The sequence below is a fragment of the Bradyrhizobium mercantei genome (genome assembly GCF_001982635.1).
Taxonomy (GTDB): domain Bacteria; phylum Pseudomonadota; class Alphaproteobacteria; order Rhizobiales; family Xanthobacteraceae; genus Bradyrhizobium; species Bradyrhizobium mercantei.
The window spans coordinates 309,692-327,582 of sequence record NZ_MKFI01000003.1 but is presented as its reverse complement, the minus strand read 5'-3'; the positions used below and the strand labels follow the sequence as shown (position 1 = coordinate 327,582).

Sequence of the window (17,891 nt, the reverse complement as noted above, 5' to 3'; positions counted from 1 at the left end):
CGATCGATCGCTTGCTGCCCGGCGTTGGCATGTCGTTCCTGTCCCTACGCTTGGCGCGACGGTCCACGACTCCGGCGGGGAGCCTGATACCACTCCGCCGATTGACGGTAAAGCTATTCACGAGATGCAACCCTATGATGCGAAGCGCGGAGGCCGGGAACAAAACGGCGCAGCAGTTTCGTGACGCCGCGCTGCCATGGCTCGACGATGCCTATGCATTCGCCCAGATCCTGATGCGAACCGAGGCGGACGCCGAACAGGCCGTGCAGGAATGCTATCTGCGCGCACTGCGCCAGTTCGACGGATTGCGCGGCAGCGCCATCAGGCCGTGGCTGCTCGCGATCCTCAAGTCCGTCTGCGAGGAAAGACTTGGCCGTACGACGCCGAAGGCAGCTGTCGACACGACGGCAACGCCGGAACAGCGTGAGACCCCGACCATCCGTCAACTGATCGAGGACCTGCCCGCGTCACTCGGCGAGGTCATCGCACTGCGCGAAATCATCGATCTCTCCTACAAGGAGATCGCCGAGGTCACTGGCGTTCCCGTCACCACCGTGATGTCGCGCATCGCGGAAGCCCGCGGCCTGCTGCTCGCGGCGCGGCGAGCCGCGAGCAAGGCCCGCAGGCCAAGCCCGCCGGCGCGTCAAAACTGACGGTCTACTGCGCGAACGCCTGCTGAACCGCACCGGGTTCGGTGACGCCGTTCGCGATCAGCAGTTCAAGCAACACCCGCGCCTTCTGCGGATTGAGATCGAGCGAGACCGCAAAGCCGAGCTTGTCGTCCTCGACTTCGACGTTGCGGTTCACATAGCCCGAGCCGACCCGGGTCGAACGCACCACCACGACACCCTGCTTCGCCGCGGCGGCCAGCGCATCGATCGCGCTTTTCGACGAGTTGCCGTCGCCGACGCCGGCCAGCACGATGCCCTTGGCGCCGCGCTTGACCGCATCCTCGACCTCAGCGGCATCCATGTTGGCGTGCGAATAGATGATGTCGACCCGCGGCAATGGCGGCGCGTCCGGCAGCTTCAGCTTGGCAGCCTTCGCCGGAATGGCCGGTTGCAGGAAGCGCAGCGAGCCGGTGTCGACATAACCGACGGGCCCGACATCGGGCGAACGGAATGTCTGGACGCTGGTGGTATTGGTCTTCTGCACCCACCTCGCCCCGTGGATGGTGTCGTTGAGCACCACGAGCACGCCGCGGCCGCGGGACTCCGGGGCAGAGGCGACCCGCATCGCATCGTAAAGATTGGCCGGCCCATCGGCGCCGATCGCGGTCGAGGGCCGCATCGATCCGACCAGCACGACGGGGATGTCGGTGTCCAGCACGTTTTGCAGGAAGAACGCGGTCTCCTCCATCGTGTCGGTGCCATGGGTGATGACGACGCCATCGACCTCCTTGTTGTCGATTGCCGCGCGGATGCGCTTGACGAGGTCGAACCAGACCTTGTCGTTCATGTCCTGCGAGCCGATCGACGAAATCTGTTCGGCCGAGATCTGGGCGAGCCTGTCGATGCCCGGAATGGCCGCGATCAGGTTCGCCGCGCTGACCTTGCCTGAATCATAGGCATTGCCGGCGCGCGCATTGGCCTGGCCCGCGATGGTGCCGCCGGTGCCGAGCACCAGCACCCTGGCGAGCGCGGTGCCGGAGGCCTGTTGTGCTGTCGCCGGCGACGCAAGCCCGATCATGAGGGCTGCGGCAAGACCAATGATGCTACGTGCGGAACGAGCCGATTGAAGCCAGTGCAGCGTCATTTCTCCCCCCAGCGACAAACTACCTACTCACAACTCGTGGTTTTGTCGCGCAAGAAATGGACAAACTTGCGGCGGAAACGCCGTTGGCAAGATTCCGACACTCCCGGCCGGTCTTGCCCATCGTCCCGCGCACACCGCCTTGCGTCCCTGACGCTCCCGCAAATCTTGACATCGCCGGGACGACGGCGCACATTTTTCGAAGATTATTCGAATTTGGTGCGCCCATGCACTTCCAGCTTCCCGACGACCTCCGCGTCCTGCAAAGCCGGGTACGCGAATTCGTGCGCGGTGAGCTTCAGCCCCACGATGCCGCGATCGAGGCGACCGGCGAGGTGCCGGAAAGCGCGATGGCGGGCCTGCGCCGGATGGGATTGTTCGGCACCAACACGCCGAAGCAATTCGGCGGGCTTGGCCTGTCGATGCTCGGCAGCTGCATCGCGATCGAGGAGCTCGCCAAGGCACATACCGCCTTCTACTATCTGAGCGGGGTGAACGTTCACATCGGATCGAAGGCGATCGAGTTTTTCGCGCAACCCGCCGTGCGCGACCGTTGGCTGCCGGAACTCGCCAGTGGCCGCGTGATCGGCGCTTTCGCGCTGACCGAGCCGAACGCGGGATCGGATGCCGCCCGCATCCAGACCCTGGCGCGGCGGGACGGCGATCATTACGTGCTCGACGGCCGCAAGACCTACATCACCAATGCGCCGGTGGCCGGCGTCTTCACCGTGTTCGCCACGCTCGATCCGACCGCGGGGGCAAAGGGCATCGCGGCCTTTGTCGTCGACGCGACGACGCCGGGCCTCTCCATCGGCCGCGTGGTCGAGATGGCCGCCGGCCGCGGCTCGGAACATGCCGAGGTGATGTTCGAGAATTGCCGCGTTCCGCGCCAGAACCTGCTGGGCCAGGAGGGCGACGGTTTCGCCATCGCGATGCGGTGCCTGGATGCCGGCCGCACGCATTGGGGCGCCTATTGCGTCGGTGCGGCGAGCCAGCTTCTCGACTACGCGCTCGACCATGTGTCGAAGCGCGAGGCGTTCGGACGCAAGCTGCGCGACCATCAGGGGATCGAATGGCAGATCGCCGACATGGCGAGCGCGCTGCACGCCGCGCGCCTTGTCGCCTATGAGGCGGCCTGGCGCTACGACCAGGGCGACGCCGCTGCCCGCACCGCCGCGGCCGCGCTCTCCAAATATACCGGCGCCGACATGGTGCAGCGCGTGGCCGACACGACCATGCAGCTGTTTGGTGGTGCCGGTTATGCCAAGGACCTTCCGATCGAACGGATCTGGCGGGAAACGCGGGTGGTCCGCATTCTCGACGGCACATCCGAGATCATGCGCCAGATCATCGCCCGCCACGCGATTCGCAGCCATGAACGGCGCAAGGCGCCGGTCTGACGACAAGCCGACGTTGTATATTGCTGCAATAGCGCTTGTGTTCCGATCCCGCTGCCTTAGTGTTTTTGCGGGACGCCAGGAGACGGACGTGGCTTCGGGGACGACGCTTAAGCTCAAGCAACAACGCAGCCGCGACCGGCGCGAGCAGATCCTCTCGGCGGCGACCAAGCTGTTCGGCGAAAGAGGCATCGACGGCACCTCGCTCACCGAGGTCGCCGCCGCGGCGAAAGTACCGCTCTCCAGCATCTACGATTATTTCGAGGACAAGCGCGCGCTGGTGCTCGACGTGCCCGAGGGCAATTTCGAGGCGCTGTATCAGAAGACCGAGCCGCTGCTGGTGAAGGGCGGCGACCCGGTCGAACAGCTCCGCATCATCTTCCTGACCAACTTCCAGTACATCAAGGACAACCCGAGCTGGGGCCGCGTGTTCTTCCTGGAGATCTGGCCGAGCGTGCTCGCCGCCGAGCCGCGGATCAAGAAGGCGGTCGACAAATACGCGCTGCGCTATGTGCAGTTGATCAAGCAGGCGAGCCGCGCCGGCACCTATCGCCGCAACCTCGATCCCTACACCGCGATGTCGCTGATGATGGGCGGGATGTGCCACCTCACCGCGGTCTGGCTGCTCTACGGCCGCAAATACGATCTGGTGAAGAAGGGCAAGGCGCTGTTCACCACGCTGCACAACGGGTTCGTCGCGCGCTAGCCAGGGACTCGGCTCTCGGAGGATGGGTGGAGCCAACGGGTCCGCGCAACGCGCGGCCCGATGATAAACTCCATGATACCCATCGAGCCGGCGGCGAAATGATGATGGGTATCGCTGCGCTCCACCCATCCTACGCACTGGCCCCGCGTCCTAGCTTCGGTGGCCGCAACCATTTGATCCAAATTGTTGTTTGGTCTGCTGTCGAGCACGATCCTTTCCCACAAACCAATACACAACCGTCGAAATCATGTTCTAGTATGACGTGGTGGGCGACCCGCGACCGGACGCGCGGGCACTTGGGATGGGAGCGAACCGATGGACGTCAAGGCTGTTCTGCCGCCGCGTGGCCGCGACTATCGCCTCGATCTGCTGCGTGGCTTCGCCAACTGGGCGATCTATCTCGATCACATCCCGAACAACGCGGTGAACTGGATCACGCAGAAGAATTTCGGCTTCAGCGACGCGGCCGACCTGTTCGTCTTCATCTCCGGCTACACCGCGTCCTTCGTCTATGCGCGAATGATGCTCGAGCGCGGCACCGTGATCGGCGCCACCCGTCTGATCAAGCGGGCCTGGCAGATCTATGTCGCGCACGTCCTGCTGTTCGTGATTTACATCGCCGAGATCGGCTATCTCTCCCAGCGCTACCATGACCCTAACCTGCAGAACGAGTTCAACGTCGCGGGCTTCATGCACAACCCGGCCGAGACGCTCTATCAAGGTCTGATCCTGGCGTTCAAGCCGGTCAACATGGACGTGCTGCCGCTCTATATCGCGCTGATGGTCTGCTATCCGCTGGTGCTGTGGGCGATGCTGCGCAAGCTCAATCTGACGCTGCTGGCCTCGTTCCTGCTCTATCTCGCGGCCCGCCATTTCGACTGGAATCTGCCGGCCTATCCCTCCGGCACGTGGTACTTCAACCCGTTCTGCTGGCAGTTCCTGTTTGTGTTCGGCGGCTGGTTCGCGCTCGGCGGTGCCAGTGAGTCGATCACCTTCATCCGCTCGCGCGCCTTCCTGTGGCTTGGCGGCGCCTATCTGCTGTTCGCGCTGGTGATGACCCTGGCGGGCCGTTTCCCGGAACTGGGACAGGCGATGCCGGCCTGGCTCTATGATGCGTTCAACCCGAACGACAAGACCAACCTCGCGCCCTATCGCGTGCTGCACTTCGTGGTGCTCGCCTTCTTCGTCACGCGCTTCCTGCCGCGCGAATGGGCTGGATACGAATGGCCGATCATGCAGCCAATCATCAAATGCGGTCAGCAGTCGCTGGAGGTGTTCTGCACCGGCGTTTTCCTCGCGGTCATCGCGCATGTGCTGCTGGTCGAGGTCTCCGGCAGCCTCTGGATGCAGATCGTGGTCAGCATTGTCGGCATCGTGCTGATGACCATTCTGGCCTATTACCGTTCCTGGTCGAAGAAAGTCGACAAGGCGCCTGCAAAGAAGCCCGTGGATGCGCAGGCATCATTGGCCGCGAAGCCGGCGGAATAGCCCTTTCGCGGGTGACAGAACGCGGCCGGGCCGGCCACGCCCAGAGAGCGCCTTGAACGCTATCTCGCCAGCGGCTTGCCGGCCGTCTCCGGCGCCAGCGCGATCAGCGGCAGGCCGATCACATAGATCAGCGACAGCATCGAGATCGCCAGCGGGAAGCTGCCGGTGCGGGCGGCGAGCGTGCCGATCAGGGTCGGGCCGGCGGCGCCGAGCACGCGGCCCATGCTGAAGGCGAAGCCTGAGCCCGAGCCGCGCAGCGCCGACGGAAACATCTCCGGCAGCCAGATCGTGAACAGGCCGAACACGCCATTGGTGAAGAAGCCGAGCACCGGCAGCAGCACCATGAACAGCGTCAGGCTGTCGAGCCATTCGATCGCGACCAGGTAGGAGACCACGACGGAGATCAACCCGCCGATGAAGAACAGCACCGCAGTGCGACGCCGGCTGCCGAACCAGTTGGTTATCCATGGCACCAGGAAGCAGCCGATCAGCGTGCCGACATTGGTGATCAGCCCGGCTACCGCGCCCATCTCCTGCGCATGCGCCGGCGTCGCGCCCGCGGCAACCAGCTTGGTCGAGATCACGGTGGGCGCCCAGAAGTTCGACGACCACAGGCCGAAGATGATGCAGGCCATCATCAGCGCCGCGGCCCAGGTGGTCTGCGCCTGATCGCCGGCGAACAGGGCCGAGACTGGAGGCTGCTCGTGCGATGCGTGGCGTTCGGGCTCGGGAATGTTGCTGCGCAGATATGCAATCAGCAGCGCCGGCAGGATGCCGAGCAGGAACATGCCGCGCCAGCCGAGCGTGCTGCCGATCGCAAGCGTCACCGCAGCGGCGAGGAACAGCCCGGTCGGCGTCGCCGTATGCAGCCATCCGGCGAGCCGCACCCGCGTGTTCTCCGGCACGGATTCCTGCAGCAGCGGCGTGCCCGCGGCCCATTCGCCGCCGATGCCGAACCCGGCAACAAAGCGAAACAGTGCGAACATCACGATCCCGGTGGCAAGCCCGCACAACGCCGTGAACAGCGAGTAGACCAGAACCGTCCAGCACATGATCTTGACCCGCCCGTAGCGGTCCGCGGCCCAGCCCCAGACCATCGAGCAGGCCCAGCCCAGCATGAAGATGGAGAACAGCAAGCCGCCATAGATGCCGATATTGGCCTTGCTCGGCTCGATGCCGCTCGCAGGCAGCAATTCGCTCAGCGCGCCGACCAGGATGTAGGCATACATCGAGGAATCGAAGCCATCGAGCATCCAGCCGAACCAGGTCGCCCAAAACACTTTTCGTGGCGACACTGCGCCAGGCGCCGCGACCGACGGCGCTACGGCATCAACGATGCTCTCAGTCATGTTTCCTCGCACGTTTCTTTTGTGCGCGGACTATGCCGAGGTTTGCTCGAGGCGACACCTCCGGCAAACGGGATGGAGGTATCCGGCACGAGAATAGCGGCGCCGTTCAGAAACGGTGCCTTCCCGCCGAATTTGAACGGCGGCTAGAATTTCTCACGCGGCAATCCCGAAAGTCGGGAAAGGCATGTCATCTTCCAAGAGGTCCTTTCGAGCCGGCACGCGTGAGTTTTCATCCGGCCTCGTGAACCTGACGGCCCTCGAACCATGTCGAAAGCACCTTGGTCCGCGATAGAAGCTCCGGCGCGATCGCGAACAAGTCGCGATCGACCAGGATGAAATCCGCCGACTTTCCGGCCTCGATCGACCCGGTGAGATCGGACAAGCCCATCGCCTGCGCCGCGTTGACGGTGTAGATGCGCAGCACCGTCTCGAGATCGAGGGCCTGCTCCGGCCACAGCGCGCCATCATATCCGCCCCGCGGATTGCGGCGCGTGATCATCCCTTCGATCCCGAGCCAGGGGTCCGGATTGGCCACAACCGGCCAGTCTGATCCGGCCGCCATCAACGCGCCGGCGGCGTGGAAATCGCGAAGCGGCCAATAGCAGTCGGCGCGATCCTCCGGCATCGCCGCGCGGATGGCTTCCTGGATCGGGCCGGGATACCAGATGATCGGCGACAGGTCGGCTGCGACATCGAGCGCGCGGAAGCGCGGAATATCGGCGGGGGCAACGAAGCCCGCATGCGCGATCTGGTGGGTGGCACCGGCGCCGTTTCCGGGTCCGTTGAAGCTGCGCACGACGTCGATGGCATCGAGCGTATCGCGAACCGCGGCATCGCCGGTGCAATGCACCTTGACCCGCATCCGGTGTTTCTCGGCCTTTGCGATCCACCGCACCAGGTCAGGAATCGAAATCAAGGGATCGCCACAAAAGCAACAGCCTTGCAAGCGCGTGGCGCGGTATGGCGTGAGCATGGCGGCGGTACGCGTCGTCGGCACCCCGTCCATGAACAGCTTGATGAAATCGGGGCGGACGTGACGGGTGCGATAGGACTCGCGGCGCACGATCAGCGCGTCACCGACGAGATCGGCGCCCGACAGCGTTCGCTGCGCGGGCAGCGAGGCGACGCACCAGCCATTGAGCTCATTCGCACGGTCGAGCGCGGCCAGCGCCTCCAGGAACGGGAGCGTCGTGGTCGCATCCTGAAAGGCGGTGACCCCGAAGCCATTGAGAATCTCGACCGCGCGGCGGCACGAAGCCTTGTTGCGCTCCGCGAGATCCGGGATGCTTCGCTCGACCGCCTGCTCGGCGAGCCCCGAGGCTCGCTCCAGCAACAGCCCGGTCGCAGCGCCGGTCTCCACATCGCGCAGGATTTGACCGTCCTGGGGATCGGGCGTGCCGGCGTCGATCCCGATCAACTCCAACGCACGAGAATTGACCCACCGGTTGTGCTGGCTGTCGTCGCGCAGCATCACCGGATGCGCCCCGGAAACCGCATCGAGCGCCGCCAGCGAACCTGCACGGCCGATCACCTCGACCAGTTGACTTCCCCAGATGCCGCCAAAGACCCAATCGCCCGGCTTCGTCGTCGCGCACCGTGCGCGCACGGCTTCGAGGACCGCATCGAACGACATCGTCGGCAGGAGTTTCAATTCATAGAGATCGGCTTGCCCGCCGCGGAGATGATGGTTGTGCACGTCGACGATACCGGGCAACAGCATGCCGCCGCCGAGGTCCACCATCCTGGTTCCGGGACCGGCCAGGCTTTTGACATCGAGATCGCTGCCGACGGCGACGATCGTGCCGCCGGCCACCGCGATCGCCTCGGCGCGGCTGGCAGCGGCATCCGCCGTGAACACTTTGCCATTGTGGAAGATCAATTCCGGCCGCACCATTGTGCTTCGCCCTCAATGCGCCAACAGGTTTCGCGGCGGCCGCGAGAAAATGGTGAGGCACAGAGCGTAAGCCGCGATTGCGGCGGTCTGCAGCCAGTACGGCAGTGTGGACTTGCCGGTGAGAACGCCTTGCAGCGCGTCGGAAACATTGACGGCGCAGAGACCAAGAACCGTGACCCAGATCGCGACCAAGGCGAAGACGACCTCGCCCGAACGCGCGGCGGAGGCAAACAGGCAGATATAGGCCACGACCGCGAACGAGATGATCTTGTCCTGATAGGCGTAGTAGGGTGTATCGTAGTAGACGAAGAGGATCGGGACCTTAATTCCGAAGAAGTGCGCCACGGCCATGCAGCAGAAGTAGGCCACGCCGGCCCAAAGAAGCAGGTTGAGAATCCGACTGCTCATCGATTTGCCCATGAACAACCTTGCCAGATATCCCTGTCGGCGATTGCGGACTGTTTACGTCACTCCCGGCGTGTCATGGTCCCACATCAATCGCGGACCAGCCAGACACATTAATTTCTGACCGAGGAAGCCATGGCCTACCATCGCAAGCGGCCCGCCCAGGATCCCTGCCCCGTCGAGACGGTCCTCAAGATCGTCTCGGGCAAGTGGAAGGTCCGGGTGCTTCATCTGCTTTCGCTGGACGAACTCAGCTTCGGCGAATTGCGCAACTCGATCGCGGGCGTTCGCCAGCAGGTCTTGTCCAGCCTGCTGCGGGAGCTGATCGCCGACGGCGCAGTCCGGCAGCGCAAGATTTCATCCGAGCGATCGATCTACGCACTGACGGAGAAAGGGTTCGAGCTTGTTGCACTGCTGACCCCGCTGGCCGAGTGGGGAAACAATCTGCTCGCCGAACAGGGCGTGACGTGGCGACCGCCCGAGCCGCGGCGAAGTGCTCAGCACGGCGGCGGTGGCGAGACTTACCGGAGATCGGGGCCCCCGTCCGCGCAGAACGGGCAATGATAGTTGCGTTCGATCGGCTTGCTTACCGATTCGCGCGGCGGCTCACGTAGAACACGAGACGACGGTCACGCCGACGACCAGCGTCCATGCCAGGATGACGATGCCGAGCACATGATGCAGGTCGAGCCAGTACAGGCGACGGCGCGGCCTGATGGTGCCGAAATCCAGCCGCCGCACGAACGGCCCGTAGACGACGACACCCGAGGCGATCGCGAGCAGGAAACAAAGCCCCATGGCGCCGTGAAAATGGTCTTCCAGATTGTCCACGTCCCGGTGATGCCTGGGGATGTCCCTGCGGGTCGCTCGACGGGGCGCGATCGGCTTGTTAAGCCGCGTCTCCGCAAGGGCAATTTGAGTCGGGGCACATGACCGTAGCGATCGAGATGGGACAGACGACGGCCGGCGCCTCGGCGGCCATCGACCTCGAGGAGCTATTGGCCACTCGCCTCTTGGTGCAGGGCAATTCCGGTTCCGGCAAATCCCATCTGCTGCGCCGGCTGCTGGAACAGAGCGCGCCCTGGGTGCAGCAGACCATCATCGATCCCGAAGGTGACTTCGTCACCCTGGCCGAGCGATTCGGCCACCTCGTGATCGACGCCGAGGACCATACCGAGCGCAGCCTGCAGGTCGCCGGCGAGCGCGTCCGCATCCACCGCGTCTCGACCGTGGTCAATCTCGAAGGGCTCGACGCCGAGAACCAGATGCGGCGCGCCGCAGCCTTCCTCGGCGGCATGTTCGAGGTCCCTCGCGACCACTGGTATCCGATGCTGGTGGTGGTGGACGAAGCGCAGCTGTTCGCCCCGGCGGTCGCCGGCGAAGTGTCCGACGAGGCGCGCAAGCTCTCGCTCGGCGCGATGACCAATCTGATGTGCCGCGGCCGCAAGCGCGGGCTTGCCGGGATCATCGCGACCCAGCGACTGGCGAAGCTCGCCAAGAATGTCGCGGCAGAAGCATCCAACTTCCTGATGGGCCGGACCTTTCTCGATATCGACATGGCGCGCGCTGCCGACTTGCTCGGCATGGAGCGGCGGCAGGCGGAAGCCTTCCGCGATCTCGAGCGTGGACAATTCATGGCACTGGGGCCCGCGCTCTCGCGCCGTCCGCTCGGCTTGCGCATCGGTCCGACGGACACCCAGCCGCGCAACGCGGCGCCGCGCCTGATGCCGCTGCCTGAGGCGGCCCTGGAGGACGCGCGCGCCATCATCCTCGCAGCGCCGCCGCCCGAAACCACGGCGAGGCCGCCGCGCCGGACGCCTGCGCCTGATCTGCTCAGCCAGTTGATGGCCGCCAAGCAGCCGGCAGCGGAACCTGATCCCGAAACGGCGGAGCCGCCGCCGAGCGCCGAGCAGTTGGCCGAGCGGCGCGAGCGGCTGGACCGCATCCTGCGCGCCATCCTCGCCGAGCCGGATGCCGGCTTCCGCGCCATCGGCGTGCTCTATCAGGAATTCGTGGTCCGCTGCCGGATCGAAGGTCTCGGCACCGTCGTGCCGGAGCTGACCGATTTTCGCCGCATGCTGACGCGCGCGCGCGCCGGGCTCGGCGCCGACATGGCCGAGGACGACGCGTGGCAGGACGTCTCGCTGCGCGCCGCGCTGCTGCCCGAGGACATGCAGGGCGTCTTCATGATGATCGCCCGCGCCGCGAAGGAAGGCTGGCCCTGCCCGAGCGATGCCGCGATCGCCCGCGCCTACGGCACGCACTCGCTGCGCCGCGCGCGGCATCTTCTGACCTATATCGAGGAGCAAGGCCTGATCGTCTGCCAGCTCGACGGCACCGGCCGGCGCATCGTGACGCTGGTCGAACTCGCCTGGGCGACCGCGGCGGCCGACCCGAATGCGGATGACGTGTCGCCGGAGGCAGCCTGCGACAGCTCGGCGGTGTGATCCGACGTTGAACCGAACATCCGCGTACGAAAAAAGCCCGCCGAAAGGCGGGCTTCTTCATCTCTGCCGGTCGAGAGATTTGGTTGCGGGGAGGCGCAACCACCGATACCGACATTTGGTTCGAGTCGCGATCTGAGCGTGGCCTCCTAGCGTCCCGAACGCAGTGCTGCTGTGAGTTCAGCATGCGCGTGCTAACCTCGTGAAATTCGGCAGTCCCTTGACCCGTCATTGGCGAGCCGCCGACGGTCCAAGCCGGCGCGGGCGGTGGCCCCCGACCAATGGTCTGCCAGGCAAGGGTGTGTCGCCGGCAACGATCTTTGCGAGGACAACGATGGCAAGTGCAGCCGATTATTCTGCGATCGAGCATCTGCGTGACGGCAGCAGGATCGAAGTTCGGGCGCTCCGGCCGGACGACCATGTCGACATGCTCACGGCGGTCAACCGCACCAGCATCCAATCGCGACAGCTCCGCTTCTTCGCTCCGAAGCGCAGCTTCTCCGACAAGGAGATCTCGTTTTTCATGAATATCGATTTCGCCAATCACGTCGCGCTGGTTGCGCAGATCGACGAAGGCGGCCGGCCGGTCATCGCAGGCGGCGGCCGCTACATCGTCGCGCAGCCGGGCCGGGCTGAGTTGGCCTTCGTCGTGATCGATGCCTATCAGGGCAAGGGCATCGGCACGGCGCTGATGCGCCATTTGCTGGTGATCGCGCGCGACGCAGGGCTGAAAGAACTAACCGCGGAAGTCCTGCCCGAGAACGTGGCGATGCTCAGCATATTCGGTCGCTTCGGGTTCCGTTCGAGCGCCGGCGGCGACCCACAAGTCAGACATTTGACCTTGGAGCTTTCCTGAACGGGACAAAGCACGTGTCCCCGGTCTGTGGGGGGACGCCACTCGGGAGCCGGCCGCCGTTGCGGGCCGGCTTGAGATAGATCAACGCTCCGCCTAACAGCGCGGCTACCCTGTCCGGCCTGGGAGTGTTTGCCATGCGCTCGACCGAGTCCGGGAGTGCTCACCACATGAGCCGTTGGATGCGATGGATGCCCGGCGTCGACACCCTCCGCCGATACGAGGCGGCGTGGCTGCCGCACGACATCTTTGCCGGCCTTGTCCTTGCGACAATGCTGGTCCCGGTCGGTATCGCCTATGCGGCGGCATCGGGCCTGCCGGGCATCCACGGTCTCTACGCGACCATCATCCCGCTCCTGGCCTACGCAGTGTTCGGCCCAAGCCGCATCATCGTGCTCGGACCGGACTCGGCCCTGGCTGCCGTCATTCTCGGTGTGGTCACTCCGCTATCCGGTGGTGATCCCCTTCGCGCGGCAACGCTCGGCGCCATGATGGCGCTGGTTTCGGGAACGGTGCTCATGCTGACGGGCTTCGCGAGGCTGGGTTTCGTGACCGAGCTTCTTTCCAAGCCGATCCGCTACGGTTACATGAACGGAATTGCGCTGACCGTATTGATCAGCCAACTGCCAAAGCTCCTCGGATTCTCGATTGAGAGCGAAGGACCGTTGCGGGACCTGTGGAGAATCGGCGGCGCAATCCTCGACGGCAAGACGAACTGGGTTGCTTTCGCGGTTGGGCTCGCAACGCTGATCGTCATCCTGCTGCTCAAGGACAACAAGCGGCTGCCGGGTATTCTGATTGCCGTTGTCGGGGCAACCCTCGTCGTCGGCGCGCTCGATCTCGGGGCCGGCTACGGCGTGAAGGTCCTGGGTCCGCTTCCTCAAGGTCTGCCGGCTCTTGCCGTTCCCTGGATCAGCTATGCCGATCTGGTTCCGGTGCTGATCGGCGGAAGCGCGGTCGCGCTCGTCTCCTTTGCCGACACCAGTGTGCTGTCACGAACCTACGCCGCGCGACTGAGCGACAAGGTTGATCCAAACCAGGAGATGGTCGGGCTCGGCGCCGCCAACCTGGCAACCGGCTTTTTTCAGGGCTTCCCGATCAGCAGCAGCTCTTCGCGCACTCCAGTGGCGGAGGCTGCCGGTGCCCGCACCCAACTGACCAGCGTCGTCGGCGCGCTCGCCATCGCGTTCCTTCTCGTCGTGGCGCCAAACCTTCTGCAGCATTTGCCCAATGCCGCATTGGCCGCCGTCGTCATCGCCGCGGCGATCGGCCTGTTCGAGATTGCCGACCTCAAGCGGATTTATCGCATTCAGAGATGGGAGTTCTGGCTGATCGTGCTGTGCTTCGTCGGCGTGGCCGTGTTCGGCGCGATTCCCGGAATTGGTCTCGCGATCGCCGTGGCCATCGCGGAGTTCCTGTGGGACGGTTGGCGACCGCACTCCGCAGTGCTGGGCCGTGCCCACGGCGTCAAGGGCTATCACGACATCACGCGATACCCCGATGCGCGCCGGATCCCGGGGCTGGTCCTATTCCGATGGGACGCGCCGCTGTTCTTTGCCAACGCCGAGTTCTTCAAGGAACGCGTCCTGGACGCGGTGGCGACGTCGCCGACGCCGGTTCGCTGGCTGGTCGTCGCAGCCGAGCCAGTCACCAGCGTCGACGTCACGGCCTGCGATACCGTTGCCGAACTGGACGAAGCCTTGCACGAGAAAGGAATCGAACTTTGCTTTGCTGAACTCAAGGACCCGGTCAAAGACAAGCTGAAGCGATTTGGACTGTTCGCGCAGCTCGGCGAAGGCTACTTCTTCCCGACGATCGGCTCGGCCGTTTCCGGCTATTTGGAAATCAACAAGGTCGAATGGGAAGATTGGGAGGACTAGGTGCGGAATCTCCGGGGGTCGTCCGTCGGGAGACGGACGCGCCCGATGGGTGGCTTGGCCTGCAGCGTGGATGTGATCGGCGAACCTCAGGCGTGACGGCTCATCCAGCGAAGACGACCACCATGACCGATCCCCAGGTCGTCAGCAGAATGTTCGAGACCGGATAGGCGGGCGTATAGCCGAGCACCACCACAGAGCTACCCGAGCGTTCCTGAATGGCCGCCATCGCGGCCGTTACCGTCTGCGCTCCCGTCAACGCACCGAGTAGCAGGATAGGGTTCATGCGCAGCACGAAATGGCCGAAGCAGAAGCCGACGAACTGCGGCAACAGGGTCACGATCATGCCGCCCAGAAGCAGGCCGATGCCCGACTCCCGTATCGCCGAAAGGAAGACCGGCCCGGCATGAATCCCGGTCAGGCCGACGAAGGCAGCCAGTCCGAGTGACGTCATCAGGCTGATGGCGCCGTCGGGGATCCGGCCGAAATACGGCAGACGCGTGCGGAGATAGCCGACGAGAAGTCCGGCGAGCAGCGTGCCGACGCTGGTGCTCAACGAGATCGTGATGCCGCCAACCGAAAAGCTCACGAGAACGCCGACGAGGCCGCCGAAGAAGATCGCGAGCCCCAAAACCACGAAATCGATGCTGGTGCTGGGTGCAACAATGACGCCGATGTTCTTGGCCGCATTCTGCACGACGGTTTCAGGACCAACGATGCGAAGCAGATCGCCGCGCTCGAGGACCACTCCGGCCGCGATGGGGAGAGCTTCACCGCCCCGGTTCACCGAGCGCAAATAAAGGCCACGCGTCCAGTCCTGTTCCGACACCTGCTGGAGACTGCTGCCTGCGACCTTCGCGTTGATCAGGAAAACGTCGGCCGAGACCACGGGGATATCGAGCAGCTCCTGATCCTCCACTTCCTCGCCTCGCTGTCCGATCAGTTCGACGATGATCTGCCGCGGCGCCGACAGCGCGACGACATCACCTGCCGCGAGGATCGTTCCAGGCTCCGCCTCGAGGATACGCTCGCCGCGGCGAATGCGGTGGATGAACACGCGTTGCCCGGGCACCCGTGCTTCGGCAGCGGCAACCATCAGTCCGGCGATCGCCGCGGTGTCATCCAGCCGGTACGCACGCATCTCGAATTTGCGCCAAGCCGACGCGAGGCCAGGCTTGGCGCGTTTGATGCCCAAAGCCTGCTCCAGCTTGAGCGCTTCCGTCTTCAGGTCGATCTTCAGGAGTGCTGGAACGACAATCGTGCAGAACGTGATCACGCCGGCATAGCCGAAGATGTAGCAAACCGCATCCGCCACCGCGATATGCGAGACAAGCAATGCGCGCTGGGCTTCGGGCACGGCGAGGCCATTGACTGCATCGGTCGCCGTACCCATCGCAGCACTCTGGCTGAGCGCCCCCGACATCAGCCCGGCCGCAAAGCCGGCGTCAAGCCGCAGCACGCGTGCCACGACGATCGCTGCCGCAAGACCGGTGAGGCTCACCACAATGGCCATCAGCACGGGCTTAAGCCCGTCCCGCTTCATCGCCAGCACGAATTGCGGCCCGACCGAATAGCCGACGCCGAACAGAAACAGCAGAAATAGAAAGGATTTCGTCATGCCGGAGACGGGCACATGCGCGAAGTCGCCAACCGCAAGGCCAGCAAAGAGCGCGCCCGTCACCGGGCCAAGGCTGAAAGCGCCGATCCTGAAGCTTCCGATCCAGTAGCCCGCCGCGATCACCAGGAACAGCGCGAGCTCCGGATAACGGACGAGAAACTGCTGCAGCCAGACCAACATCGTCGGGCCGCGGCTATGTCATCATCATGACCAGCACCATGCCCCAGATCGTGAGCAGGGTGTTTCCGACCGCGTAGGTGACGGTATAGCCAAGGCCGGGAATCTGGCTTTTCGCGCGATCGTTGATCATGCCGAGCGACGCGGTCGTCGTCCGCGCGCCGGAGCAGCACCCGAGCAGGATCGCGTCGTGGAACTTAAATACATACTTGCCGACGAACATCGCCAAGATCAGCGGCACCGTGGTCACGACGACGCCCCAGAGGAACAGGCTGAAGCCGAGCTTTTGCAGGCCGGCGACAAATCCCGGGCCTGAGGAGATCCCGACGATGGCGATGAAGACGTTCAGACCGACCGAGTTCATGAACCACACGGTGGGTGACGGGATGCGGCCGAAGGTCGGATGAACTGATCGGAGCCAACCGAAGAACAGGCCGGAGATCAGCGCGCCGCCGGAGGTGGACAGCGTGAGCGGCACACTTCCGATCTTGTAGACAAAGGCGCCGACCAGGGCGCCGATCGCGATCGCGGCCCCGATGAAGGCGACGTCGGCAACGTCGGTTGCACGGTCCGGCCGGCCCAGCATCTTGGTGGTGGCAGCGACATCGGATGTGCGGCCCACCAGGGTGACAATGTCGCCCCGGTTGATCTTGGTGTTCGGCAGGATCGGAATCTCGACCGCGATCGCGCCGCGCGCGATCTTGCGCAGGAATACGCCGCGAGCGCCCGGCTCTTTCGCCAGCTCCTCGAGCGTCTTGCCGTCGACGTCCTTGCTGGTCACGTACACATCGACGCCCTCGATCGGCACCGCCAGCAGTTCGCGATCGTCGACTTCCTCGGCCTGCTCGCCGATCAGCTGGACGAGCACATCGCGGCGGCCTGCAACGGCGACGATGTCGCCGGCATGAATGACGGTGTCCGAAGTTGCCTCCACGATCTTGCCGGCTTGCCGGAGCCGGAGGACGAAGATGCGATGATCGGGAAGCAGTGCCTCCGCCTGCCCGACCGTCTTGCCGGCGACGGGTCCGCGCTCATGAACGCGATAGGCGCGCACATCGAACTGGTGCCAGGCCGTCCCCGGGCCACCCAGCTGCTTCTTGCCGCCGTGCTCTTCCTCATACTTCTTGCATGCGGTCTCGAGATCGATGCCAAGCAACGCCGGTCCGAGCAGGGCCAGGACGATCGCCGAGCCGACCGTGCCGAAAATATAAGTCACGGCATAGGCGACCGGCATGGCATCGAGCAGCTTCTTGGCTTCGTCCGCGGGCAGACCGAGGCGATTGATGGCGTCGGTTGCGAGCCCCATCGACGCGGAAATCGTCTGCGAACCGGCATAGAGCCCGACGGCTGATCCGACGTCGTAGCCGGCGATCTTCGCGCCGAGATACGGAGCGATCAGACAGAAGACACAGACCACCGCCGCGAAGATCGCCTGTGGAATGCCGTCCTGCGCGATGCCGCGCACGAATTGCGGTCCGACGCCATAACCGATTGCGAACAGGAACATCAGGAAGAAGAACGGCTTGAGCGGGCCCGAAATGGTGATCCCGATCTGGCCGATGATGACAGCGGCGATCAGCGTCGCGGTGACCGCGCCGAGACCGAGACCCTTGTAGGTGAAGGATCCGAAATAGTAGCCCAGCGCCAGCGAGACGAAGATTGCGATTTCGGGATAGGTGCGGAGCGTCTGGAAGAACCAATCGATCATGATGTCACCCGTTCATGCTGTCCCGCGGCTTCGGCATGCGCCCCTCCGATCTCGCGCAGGGTGACCGAAGCGGTGACGCAACCGTGTGGATCGATATCAGGCAGCGGTTGGCGAGAAGGATGTTGATCTATGTCAATTGCGACTGCGAACGTCTTGCGATTTCATCGTCTTGCCGACAACGAACGCACGCTCCATTGCATCGTGACGCAACCATCCGCCGTGC

Annotated in this window: 15 protein-coding genes; 8 read left to right on the top strand and 7 right to left on the bottom strand. The window is 64.4% G+C overall.

All coding sequences use genetic code 11. The features are described 5' to 3' along the window. Positions 1–134 precede the first annotated feature (134 nt). Positions 135–653: a sigma factor-like helix-turn-helix DNA-binding protein gene (locus BI327_RS15085; RefSeq protein ID WP_076861189.1), complete on the top strand. Its 519-nt coding sequence runs from the start codon at positions 135–137 to the stop codon at positions 651–653. A gap of 4 nt (positions 654–657) precedes the next feature. Here BI327_RS15085 and BI327_RS15080 read toward each other — a convergent pair whose 3' ends face one another. Beyond that, on the bottom strand, positions 658–1,689 hold the full coding sequence (locus BI327_RS15080) for an asparaginase (protein ID WP_245334816.1): 1,032 nt from the start codon (positions 1,687–1,689) through the stop codon (positions 658–660). Positions 1,690–1,979: 290 nt separating this feature from the next. Between BI327_RS15080 and BI327_RS15075 the strand changes: the two genes are divergently transcribed. The 3 genes from BI327_RS15075 (at position 1,980) to BI327_RS15065 (ending at position 5,343) form a co-directional block, all read left to right on the top strand. Further along, positions 1,980–3,152 carry an acyl-CoA dehydrogenase family protein gene (locus BI327_RS15075; RefSeq protein ID WP_076861185.1) on the top strand — a complete coding sequence of 391 codons (1,173 nt, stop codon included), beginning with the start codon at positions 1,980–1,982 and terminating at the stop codon, positions 3,150–3,152. An 88-nt stretch (positions 3,153–3,240) separates the two neighbouring features. Further along, positions 3,241–3,855: a TetR/AcrR family transcriptional regulator gene (locus tag BI327_RS15070; RefSeq protein WP_076861183.1), complete on the top strand. Its 615-nt coding sequence runs from the start codon at positions 3,241–3,243 to the stop codon at positions 3,853–3,855. A gap of 315 nt (positions 3,856–4,170) precedes the next feature. Further along, positions 4,171–5,343 carry an OpgC domain-containing protein gene (locus BI327_RS15065; RefSeq protein ID WP_076861182.1) on the top strand — a complete coding sequence of 391 codons (1,173 nt, stop codon included), beginning with the start codon at positions 4,171–4,173 and terminating at the stop codon, positions 5,341–5,343. Between the two features lie 59 nt (positions 5,344–5,402). Here the strand turns inward: BI327_RS15065 and BI327_RS15060 are convergent, their stop codons facing one another. The 3 genes from BI327_RS15060 to BI327_RS15050 form a co-directional block, all read right to left on the bottom strand. After that, positions 5,403–6,692 (bottom strand): MFS transporter, encoded by a 1,290-nt coding sequence (locus tag BI327_RS15060; RefSeq protein WP_076861180.1) that lies wholly within the window; start codon positions 6,690–6,692, stop codon positions 5,403–5,405. Positions 6,693–6,921: 229 nt separating this feature from the next. Next, entirely contained in the window at positions 6,922–8,586 is a 1,665-nt protein-coding gene (locus tag BI327_RS15055) for an amidohydrolase (RefSeq protein ID WP_076861178.1), read from the bottom strand. A gap of 12 nt (positions 8,587–8,598) precedes the next feature. Continuing rightward, a complete protein-coding gene (locus BI327_RS15050; RefSeq protein WP_143271605.1) occupies positions 8,599–8,994 on the bottom strand; it encodes a hypothetical protein in 396 nt (131 codons plus the stop codon). Positions 8,995–9,126: 132 nt separating this feature from the next. On the opposite strand from BI327_RS15050, the gene BI327_RS15045 reads away from it, so the two are divergent. Further along, positions 9,127–9,555: a winged helix-turn-helix transcriptional regulator gene (locus tag BI327_RS15045; protein ID WP_076861174.1), complete on the top strand. Its 429-nt coding sequence runs from the start codon at positions 9,127–9,129 to the stop codon at positions 9,553–9,555. A 42-nt stretch (positions 9,556–9,597) separates the two neighbouring features. Here BI327_RS15045 and BI327_RS43135 read toward each other — a convergent pair whose 3' ends face one another. Beyond that, a complete protein-coding gene (locus BI327_RS43135; protein WP_076861172.1) occupies positions 9,598–9,822 on the bottom strand; it encodes a PepSY domain-containing protein in 225 nt (74 codons plus the stop codon). A gap of 98 nt (positions 9,823–9,920) precedes the next feature. On the opposite strand from BI327_RS43135, the gene BI327_RS15035 reads away from it, so the two are divergent. From BI327_RS15035 to BI327_RS15025, 3 genes are all read left to right on the top strand, one after another. Then, positions 9,921–11,438 carry an ATP-binding protein gene (locus tag BI327_RS15035; RefSeq protein ID WP_076861170.1) on the top strand — a complete coding sequence of 506 codons (1,518 nt, stop codon included), beginning with the start codon at positions 9,921–9,923 and terminating at the stop codon, positions 11,436–11,438. Between the two features lie 331 nt (positions 11,439–11,769). Then, positions 11,770–12,291 (top strand): GNAT family N-acetyltransferase, encoded by a 522-nt coding sequence (locus BI327_RS15030; RefSeq protein WP_076861168.1) that lies wholly within the window; start codon positions 11,770–11,772, stop codon positions 12,289–12,291. A 179-nt stretch (positions 12,292–12,470) separates the two neighbouring features. Further along, on the top strand, positions 12,471–14,168 hold the full coding sequence (locus tag BI327_RS15025; RefSeq protein ID WP_394329863.1) for a SulP family inorganic anion transporter: 1,698 nt from the start codon (positions 12,471–12,473) through the stop codon (positions 14,166–14,168). 100 nt (positions 14,169–14,268) lie between these two features. Here BI327_RS15025 and aspT (BI327_RS15020) read toward each other — a convergent pair whose 3' ends face one another. Then, positions 14,269–15,963, bottom strand: a complete 1,695-nt coding sequence (aspT, locus tag BI327_RS15020) for an aspartate-alanine antiporter (protein WP_076861164.1) — start codon at positions 15,961–15,963, stop codon at positions 14,269–14,271. A 13-nt stretch (positions 15,964–15,976) separates the two neighbouring features. After that, complete coding sequence (gene aspT / locus BI327_RS15015) at positions 15,977–17,668, bottom strand: aspartate-alanine antiporter (protein ID WP_076861161.1); 1,692 nt, start codon at positions 17,666–17,668, stop codon at positions 15,977–15,979. Positions 17,669–17,891 lie beyond the last annotated feature (223 nt).